We start from the raw sequence: 8,322 nt of genomic DNA, 5'->3' as shown, positions 1-8,322 counted from the left end.
AAGGCAAAACTTCTATCAGCGACAGCAGTACCATTATTACCCAACGCTACAGATTCGCTTCCACTCGCTGTGGTAGCTAAACCTGCTGCAAAGGAATAAGCACCACTTGCCCGGGTGTTATTACCGGTAGCAAAGGAATAATTTCCAATATTATTACTATTCCAATAGGTAGCACCAAAACTACCAACATATCCTGCTCTAAAAGCTGCTTTTTCCGGATACCAGATCATTTTGCGACCTTCACCTAAGACAGGGAAATTTTTAGGAGAGCTAGGGATATCCCCGGAAGTTGAGAATAGCACATTGCTATCCACTACATGAAAACCGGTTAATGGATTGTTTGTTCCAATACCAACTTGAGCATTGGTAACATACGTAAATGTTGCAAAAAGGATTAGAGTAAATAATTTTTTCATATACGGTGTGAATTTATATGTAAAGTTATTGTTTTTTTGCTCTTGTTTTTTGCAGATATTCAATAAATACAAATTTGTTTAAAGCGTAAACAGGTGAAATTGAATTTCACAATGAGCTCCTCAATAATATTAAATGAGCTTGATAGAAAAGTGCTCTAAATGTGTGTTTCTTAATTTTGCTATATTTATATATCAGCAATAACAATGGATGTCACAGATAAATTAAGAACTATAAATTACTCGGGGATATTTCTTTCCTGTTTTTCAGACTTTAGTGAAAAATGTATTCATGCCACTCCGGAGCATGTATTGCTGTACCTGTATTCCGGAGAGCAAATAATTGAAGATAGAGATAAAGAAATCACCATACAAGCAGGAGAATGTGCCTTTATCAGACGTAATCATCGGCTAATGATGTATAAAAACAGCAAAGGCGACGAATTGTATAAGGGTATTTCGTTGACATTCAATCGCAATGTTCTACGCGAGTTTTACAGTAAACTAAATAAAAGCAATTTGCCAGATAAAGTATCTGTATCCGAAGAAAATGTGTTTAAGATCGAACCAAGAGCAGATATTACCAGTTTGTTCCAATCGCTTACTCCCTATTTTGATGATAATATAAAACCCACTGATGGCGTTACACATTTAAAGTTGCAGGAAGGAATTTATGCTTTATTAAATAATTCCGATGTCTTTTTCCCTATTCTGTTTGACTTTACCGAACCCTGGAAGATAGATATTCTGGAATTCCTGAATGATAATTATATGGACGAGCTCAGTATGGAGCAGATTGCGTCCTACACCGGGCGGAGTTTAGCTACTTTTAAAAGAGACTTTAAAAAAATTAGTAATCTAAGCCCCCAAAAATGGTTGATTAAAAGACGCCTGGAGGCCGCTTATGTCAAATTAAAAGAAGAAGGTAAAAAGGTGCAGGACGTATATGTAGAGGTAGGCTTTAAAAATCCTTCGCATTTTTCTACAGCTTTTAAGAAACAGTACGGAGTGCCGCCAACGGAAATCTGACAGGTTATTTCATCGCGAAAACGAAATTTATGAAAGAAAACAAGTACGACGATCCTTCATTTTTTAAACAGTATGGACAAATGACCCGTTCGCAACAGGGACTTAAAGGTGCTGGTGAATGGTATATTCTAAAGGAAATGTTGCCAAATTTTCATGGGAAAGATGTATTGGATATGGGATGCGGATTTGGCTGGCATTGTAGATATGCTATTGAAAAAGGTGCTGCGTCTGTTGTAGGAATCGATATTTCTGAAAAAATGCTTGTACGAGCCAGTGAAATTAATCTTCTTAAAGGAATTAAGTACGAACGTATGGCTCTTGAGGACGCGGTGTTCCCTGGAGAAAGTTTTGATATGATATTCAGTTCGCTTACTTTACATTATATAAAATCATACCATATGCTTATCCATAACGTTTACCAATGGCTTCGGCCTGGTGGGCATTTTGTTTTCTCGGTTGAGCACCCGGTGTTTACAGCAGAGGGTAAGCAAAGTTGGATATGCGATGAAGAAAGAAATAAACTTTATTGGCCTGTGGATAATTACTTTATTGAAGGAAAAAGAAATACTATATTCCTGGGAGAGCAGGTGGTAAAGTATCATAGGACGCTCACTACCTATCTTCATGAGCTTTTAAAATGCGGTTTTATAATAAAACAGGTTCAGGAACCGGTACCGGATTCTAAGATGCTAAATGAAATGCCAGAGATGAAGGATGAACTTCGCCGACCGATGATGATGCTGATTTCGGTCGAAAAATAATAGCATTTACAGTAATCTGATTTGTAGAAAGCCGATTCGCTCCATCAGGAAAAGTATTTTGGTAGGGTCCGAATTTGAATCTCGTACAATACCAGATATCGCTGAAATGCAACTTCTGGATTGCTAACTATGTCCATTCAATGCCTGTTTAGGGCCTTTTAAACAATTCTTATCAATTTATTAAAAAAAATATTGAAAAATTTCTATTTCATTTTTTTTTCATTTTTCGCTATTAGGTTTGAATTAACAAAATGACAAATACAATGAAAAAACTATTAACAATCGCTTTTTCGGTAATGGTTATTGCCGGAGCGACAGCACAAGAGAAAAAAGTAGAAGCCTCTGCTAAAGCAAAAGCAGAAAGTAAGACGAAAGTAGATAACAAAGGAGCGGAGATAACCCAGAATGCAACGGCTCAAGGGGCAGTTAAAGCCGGTGAAATGAAAGAAGAAGCAGCGCAAAGAAAAGAAGCTGTTTTACAAAAGGTTGCCGAGAAAAGAGAGGCTGCTGCGGAAAAAGCTGCAGAAGCAAGAGAGAATGCTAAATCTGCAACAGTAGTTAATCATGGTCAGGCTGTTAGTGCCGAAACCCAGAATGGTAATGTTAGCACTGTTGCCAGGTCAAACGCTACGGCAGCTGTAAAAGGAGAGGTGGCAACCAAAGTGAAACCTTCTGCTGTTAAGACAGTAGTTGAAGTAAAACCAGCGGTAGATGCAAAGGTTAAAACAGATGTAGCTACAGGGGTAAAAACCAGACCTGTCAAAGTAAATACGAAAATTAAATCGGCTACAGGCGCCAAACTTTAACAGAAAAACCTAAATTTGAAAGTGTCCGTAATTAAGGCTTATTCGCCTCCGGGCACTTTCTTATATCTTGAATAACAATGATAAAATACCTCATATTGGTTCTGTTGTTTGGATGTATGGGCAAACTGTACGGCCACACTCCCGGTATGGTGGAAATTGAATCTGTTATGTTAGCACAAGATACTTTACAGCGAACTGTAGCTAAGAAAGTACAGGAAGAGACAAAGCAGAAAGCAGAAAAAGCAGAAGGGAAAGTTGCGAAGGCAGCTGACGTTGCGATTAAAGAGGTACCAAAAGCCAAAAATAAAATTGCACCTAAAGCAGTCGGTCCTGCTAAAGTAAACGTAAAAACGCGTGTTGCTGTTCCTCCTGTAAAAGTTCGGGTAAAAGTGAAGGTGAATCCATCCAAAATTAAGCTATAACTTACGCATCGCATTATGAGAACCATATTGATGAACCTGACATTTATATTGGTCATATTTCCCTGTTATGTATGGGCGCAGTCTGATAGCACAGAAACGGAAGAAAAAAAGACCACACTAACGTTGTCTTCACTGGTCAGTTCCAATGCTAGCTACTATGGTCAAGCAGCCGAAAAACAATTACCTTTTGGTTATCTGGATTTAAAGGTACGTACACCAATAGGATGGTATGCTTCTGCTGGAGGATATCAGCTCTTAACGGAAGACGCATTTCCGTCCGAAATACATGTAGGTACCGGTTTCGAATGGGAGCTCGGTAAAAAAGTAGAGTTGGGTATCGGCTACACCTATTCTTTTTATGCAAAAGAATCGCCCTTATTGCAGGCATCTAATCCAAATAGTGCATCAGCATCCGCAAGTTTTACGCATTATTTTAAAACTGAAGTCGAAGCCGATTATAATTTTGGTCAGACAAAAGATATATTTATTTCATTCAATAATTCTAAAGACATAAAGCTGGCCGAATGGGGAAGTAACCTTTTGCATGTCAATCCTGCCCTGAATATTGTAGGGGGGACCCAACGCTTTTATACCACCTATGTGGAAGAACGCAAAACTCAGTCAGGGGGATTAGGAGGTTTGCTTCCTGTGCCGGGAAAAGGACAATCGGAGTTCGTGGAGACGACTGAGGAGTCTACGAGCTTTAATATCTTATCTTACAATATGCAAGTGCCGTTTATCTGGTACCGGGGTCAGGGGGCTGTATTGTTAAGCTACCAATTATCATTTCTAACAGAAAAGACAGAACAGGAAAAAAGACAGAATTCATTTTTCTCTCTGGGCTATTTTTATCAATTTTAATTGAATACAAAATATATCATTGTAAAACGGTACAAAAGGTACTGAAGGAAAATAATATCAGATAATGAAAATCCTGCTGGTAGAAGACGAAGTATATCTATGTAAAGAAATTGTCGAATTCCTGGAACAACATCAGTACGAATGCCAGGCCACGGGCACTAAATCTCAGGCTGTACAGATTCTGAGGGATAGGTTTTTTGATTTTATATTGTTAGACCTGGGCCTGCCTGACGGCAATGGATTTGATATCTTAAAAGAACTCAAGCAAAACCAGCCTAAGACTATTGTTATTATCCTGTCTGCAAAGGGCGATATACAGGATCGCATTAACGGATTGGATTTAGGTGCAGATGATTATCTTCCGAAACCTTTTTCTCTTGCAGAACTTCATGCCCGAATACAGGCCATCATTCGCAGGAGATCAGACAGTCAGGATTCCAGTATTACAATTGGCGATTTTGAAGTGGATATACAGAGTCGTACAGTACACCACAATAAAACGCAAATTACACTTTACAAGAAAGAATTTGATATACTGACCTATTTACTGCTTAATAAAAACAGGGTGTTGAGCAGAACTCAGTTATATGAATACGTATGGGGCGACTTAAGTCTTTCTGAAGGTGATTCTAACCATATAGATGTACACATCAAAAATATACGTAAGAAATTAACACCTTTTGCTAATGTAGATTGGCTGGAGTCTGTACGGGGAATAGGGTATAAAATAACTGCGAACAAATGAATCTAAGTAACAAATTTACGCTGTATTTTTCGCTTTCTAAACTGATTATCATTGGCTTTTTTATCCTATTGCTTCCAACCTTATTTGACTGGTATTCAGTTTATACTATAGACAAATTTCTGGGCATACAACGTCAAAAGGTTTTTCATAATATCGAGAATAAAGGGCTGGATTTTTATCTTGAAGGAGCAGAGAGCTATGGTAGTTACACCATGCTTAAGGAAGATTATATATCCATCCAAAAAACAGATCCACATACAAGCATCAATAAAGAAATCGACAATCAAATACGCATTATAGACCAGGACACTGCGCAATATCGTATATTAAAAAATATCTTCACGGTAGATGATAAAAATTATTATCTGCTGGAAATAGGGCGGTCTGAAAACACCATTACACTTTATAGTAGCCTCTTGCAGCGTGTCAGTCTGGTATTACTAGTTTTTCTCATCCTCATTACCTCTGTATTAGATTTTTTTTATTCGCGAAGATTGCTTCGGCCATTCTGGGAAATTATAGACAAGAGGCTAGTAAAACAACAGTTTCCATTCAACCTTAATTTTTCCTCCATACGCACCAGCACAAATGATTTTATTTTTCTGGACGATTCACTGCAAAAACTAATGGTAGACATCAATAAAGCCTTTAGTCTGGAGCGTGAGTTTACTTCTAATGCATCTCACGAATTGCTTACTCCCATCAGTATATTAAAGAATAAAGTCGAAAATATGCTGGTAGATGAAGACCTCAAGAGCCCGCAGGCAGACAAGCTTCTGGAAATGTCTAAAACACTGGATCGTCTAAGCAGGATTGTTCGCGCTTTGTTGTTTCTTGCCCGTATAGACAGCGGACAATATACAAAACGAGAAAGTATCAATATCCATGAATTGCTGCAAGAGATTCAGACAGAATTGACTCCGCTTATGGATGAAAAGAATATCAAATCTACGCTGAACATAAACTACCATTCTCCGCTGGTTAATCTTAACAAGGAGTTGATCTTTCATTTATTCTACAATATCGTTTCTAACGCAATTAGATATAATGTACCCGACGGATATATTTATTTAACCGATCAGATCGATGGTAAGAAGTACAGCGTTATTATTCGTGATACCGGAATTGGCATCTCTGAAGATAAGCTTTCAACGCTTTTTAACAGGTTCTCTCATGCAGTAGATGGCCAGCGTTATGGGTTGGGGCTCTCAATCGTGAAGAGTATCGCCGATTTTTTTGATATCTCTGTAGAGGTGCATTCCAGACCTGGAGAGGGTACAACATTTATATTGACATTTAAAACAGTCTGATTTTACGCAGCAGCGTTACCGTCATTTAAAGTTTTAAGGAAATTTATTGAGCTTGTCAGAAAGATTATTTGAGCCTCGTAGTAAAACAACTGCGGGGCTTTCATTTTAATTTTGTATTGTAAATAATACGGCAGGAAAAATGAAAAATATATCACGCGATATTTTTAGTCGCTTGCGAAGTGGTGAGATTATATCAGCGGACGATCCACAGGCTTATAAAATGAGGGAGGCTTCATATGCTACAAAAGCGCTGCTTCTTCAAATGAATAATACACCGGATCCGGAAACAGTAAGAAGCTTATTAAGCGAGATCACCGGTACAGAAATTGATGAAAGTGTAGCCATATTTACGCCGTTATACATCAATTATGGTAAGCACACCAGGATAGGTAAAAATGTGTTTATCAATTTCGATTGTACATTTTTGGATTTGGGAGGAATAACCATAGAAGATAATGTATTGATAGCACCCAAAGTCAGTCTCTTATCCGAAGGACACTCCCTGTCACCTGAATCCAGACAATCGCTTGTACCCGCGCATATTCACATTAAAAGGAATGCGTGGATAGGAGCGGGTGCCATTGTATTACCCGGTGTTACTATAGGTGAAAATTCGGTAGTTGCAGCTGGTGCGGTTGTTTCTAAAGATGTTCCTGATAATACTATCGTTGGAGGCGTTCCAGCTAAAATTATTAAAATAGTAGAATAGAGGTTGTTACAGGATTAGTTGGTTTTTTTGTGCTAATACCTGAATTAAGTAATAATTAAAGAAGAAAAAATGAAAAAGTTAGCAATCAAAGCTATTTTATCCCTGTTTATATTTAATGCCTGTAATCAGTCGCAAAAGGAACAGGCAACTCAAGAAGTTCAATCTACAACAATGGAGCGGCTATCAGTAAAAGACTTTACCACGTTTAAGGTAAGTAGTAGTGTAGAAATGTACAGGGTCTCATTTCCCAACCAATACCATATGCAGGTAGTAGGGCATTTATTTATTCCAAAGGGGGTTGACCGAAATGAAAAGCATGCTGCCATTATTGTGGGGCATCCAATGGGAGCAGTAAAGGAGCAAAGTGCCGATGTATATGCTTCTAACCTGGCAGACAGAGGTTTTATTACATTGGCAATTGATTTATCGTTTTGGGGTGAAAGTGAAGGCGAACCGCGTAATGTTGTTTTACCTGATATGTATGCGGAGGATTTTAGCGCAGCGGTTGATTTTCTGGGGACACGCGCTTTCGTGGATAAAGAGAAAATTGGTGTTTTAGGTGTCTGCGGAAGTGGAAGTTTCGTGATTAGCGCGGCAAAGATAGACCCCAGAATGAAAGCTATCGCTACGGTAAGTATGTATGATATGGGACAGGCAACTCGTAACGCTTTGAATAAATCCCAGACCTTGGAGCAGCGTAAGAAAATTATTGCCGAAGCAGCAGAACAACGTTATGTAGAGTTTACTGGCGACAGAACCAGATACACGAGCGGAACGGTACATCAACTGGATGAAAACACGCATCCTATCCAACGCGAATTTTATGATTTTTACCGTACTCCACGTGGCGAATATACACCAAAGGGCGGATCGCCGGAAACCACAACACATCCAACCTTAAGCAGCAACACGAAGTTTATGAATTTCTACCCATTTAATGATATAGAAACCATATCGCCTCGTCCTATGCTTTTTATCACGGGTGACCAGGCGCATTCTAAAGAATTTAGCGAAGATGCTTATAAACTTGCTGCGGAACCGAAAGAACTATTTTATGTAACAGGTGCGGGGCATGTTGATTTGTACGATAGGACTGAGTTGATACCTTTTGATAAGTTAGAAGTTTTTTTTAGTAAATATTTAAAGTGAAAAATGTTAAATATATGAAATACTCAATCTTAATATTTCTGATCTTTATGTCAGTTGTTAGCTGTGCTTCGTCCGGTGGCAAAAACAGTGATTCTGATGTTTATATCGAGTATAGTG

The 8,322-nt window shown here is 38.4% G+C and carries 10 protein-coding genes; 9 read left to right on the top strand and 1 reads right to left on the bottom strand.

The genetic code is table 11. The features are described from left to right. Positions 1-416: hypothetical protein (locus ABWO41_RS12860; RefSeq protein WP_353138571.1), on the bottom strand; the 416-nt coding region annotated here is incomplete at its 3' end. 204 nt (positions 417-620) lie between these two features. On the opposite strand from ABWO41_RS12860, the gene ABWO41_RS12855 reads away from it, so the two are divergent. The 9 genes from ABWO41_RS12855 (at position 621) to ABWO41_RS12815 (ending at position 8,205) form a co-directional block, all read left to right on the top strand. After that, complete coding sequence (locus tag ABWO41_RS12855) at positions 621-1,442, top strand: helix-turn-helix domain-containing protein (RefSeq protein WP_353138568.1); 822 nt, start codon at positions 621-623, stop codon at positions 1,440-1,442. A gap of 29 nt (positions 1,443-1,471) precedes the next feature. Then, positions 1,472-2,203, top strand: a complete 732-nt coding sequence (locus tag ABWO41_RS12850; RefSeq protein WP_353138565.1) for a class I SAM-dependent methyltransferase — start codon at positions 1,472-1,474, stop codon at positions 2,201-2,203. Positions 2,204-2,466: 263 nt separating this feature from the next. Continuing rightward, entirely contained in the window at positions 2,467-3,009 is a 543-nt protein-coding gene (locus ABWO41_RS12845; RefSeq protein WP_353138562.1) for a hypothetical protein, read from the top strand. A 77-nt stretch (positions 3,010-3,086) separates the two neighbouring features. Continuing rightward, positions 3,087-3,431: a hypothetical protein gene (locus tag ABWO41_RS12840; RefSeq protein ID WP_353138559.1), complete on the top strand. Its 345-nt coding sequence runs from the start codon at positions 3,087-3,089 to the stop codon at positions 3,429-3,431. A gap of 15 nt (positions 3,432-3,446) precedes the next feature. Further along, positions 3,447-4,292 (top strand): hypothetical protein, encoded by an 846-nt coding sequence (locus ABWO41_RS12835; RefSeq protein WP_353138556.1) that lies wholly within the window; start codon positions 3,447-3,449, stop codon positions 4,290-4,292. A 64-nt stretch (positions 4,293-4,356) separates the two neighbouring features. Continuing rightward, on the top strand, positions 4,357-5,037 hold the full coding sequence (locus ABWO41_RS12830; protein WP_353138553.1) for a response regulator transcription factor: 681 nt from the start codon (positions 4,357-4,359) through the stop codon (positions 5,035-5,037). Further along, positions 5,034-6,347: a sensor histidine kinase gene (locus ABWO41_RS12825; RefSeq protein WP_353138550.1), complete on the top strand. Its 1,314-nt coding sequence runs from the start codon at positions 5,034-5,036 to the stop codon at positions 6,345-6,347. The genes ABWO41_RS12830 and ABWO41_RS12825 overlap by 4 nt, the downstream gene beginning before the upstream one ends. 139 nt (positions 6,348-6,486) lie before the next feature. Next, entirely contained in the window at positions 6,487-7,056 is a 570-nt protein-coding gene (locus ABWO41_RS12820; protein ID WP_353138547.1) for a sugar O-acetyltransferase, read from the top strand. Between the two features lie 69 nt (positions 7,057-7,125). Continuing rightward, positions 7,126-8,205 (top strand): alpha/beta hydrolase, encoded by a 1,080-nt coding sequence (locus ABWO41_RS12815; RefSeq protein WP_353138544.1) that lies wholly within the window; start codon positions 7,126-7,128, stop codon positions 8,203-8,205. Positions 8,206-8,322 lie beyond the last annotated feature (117 nt).

The organism is Pseudopedobacter sp. (genome assembly GCF_040392825.1).
Taxonomy (GTDB): Bacteria; Bacteroidota; Bacteroidia; order Sphingobacteriales; family Sphingobacteriaceae; genus Pseudopedobacter.
The sequence above is the reverse complement of the archived record's forward strand: the minus strand, read 5'-3'. Positions and strand labels throughout refer to the sequence as shown.

Excerpts from the sequence above, each read along its gene's own strand:
- ABWO41_RS12840 (WP_353138559.1), top strand. The coding sequence starts at position 3,087 with ATGATAAAATACCTCATATTGGTTCTGTTGTTTGGATGTATGGGCAAA.
- ABWO41_RS12835 (WP_353138556.1), top strand. The coding sequence starts at position 3,447 with ATGAGAACCATATTGATGAACCTGACATTTATATTGGTCATATTTCCC.
- ABWO41_RS12845 (WP_353138562.1), top strand. The coding sequence starts at position 2,467 with ATGAAAAAACTATTAACAATCGCTTTTTCGGTAATGGTTATTGCCGGA.
- ABWO41_RS12855 (WP_353138568.1), top strand. The coding sequence starts at position 621 with ATGGATGTCACAGATAAATTAAGAACTATAAATTACTCGGGGATATTT.
- ABWO41_RS12825 (WP_353138550.1), top strand. The coding sequence starts at position 5,034 with ATGAATCTAAGTAACAAATTTACGCTGTATTTTTCGCTTTCTAAACTG.
- ABWO41_RS12815 (WP_353138544.1), top strand. The coding sequence starts at position 7,126 with ATGAAAAAGTTAGCAATCAAAGCTATTTTATCCCTGTTTATATTTAAT.
- ABWO41_RS12820 (WP_353138547.1), top strand. The coding sequence starts at position 6,487 with ATGAAAAATATATCACGCGATATTTTTAGTCGCTTGCGAAGTGGTGAG.
- ABWO41_RS12830 (WP_353138553.1), top strand. The coding sequence starts at position 4,357 with ATGAAAATCCTGCTGGTAGAAGACGAAGTATATCTATGTAAAGAAATT.
- ABWO41_RS12850 (WP_353138565.1), top strand. The coding sequence starts at position 1,472 with ATGAAAGAAAACAAGTACGACGATCCTTCATTTTTTAAACAGTATGGA.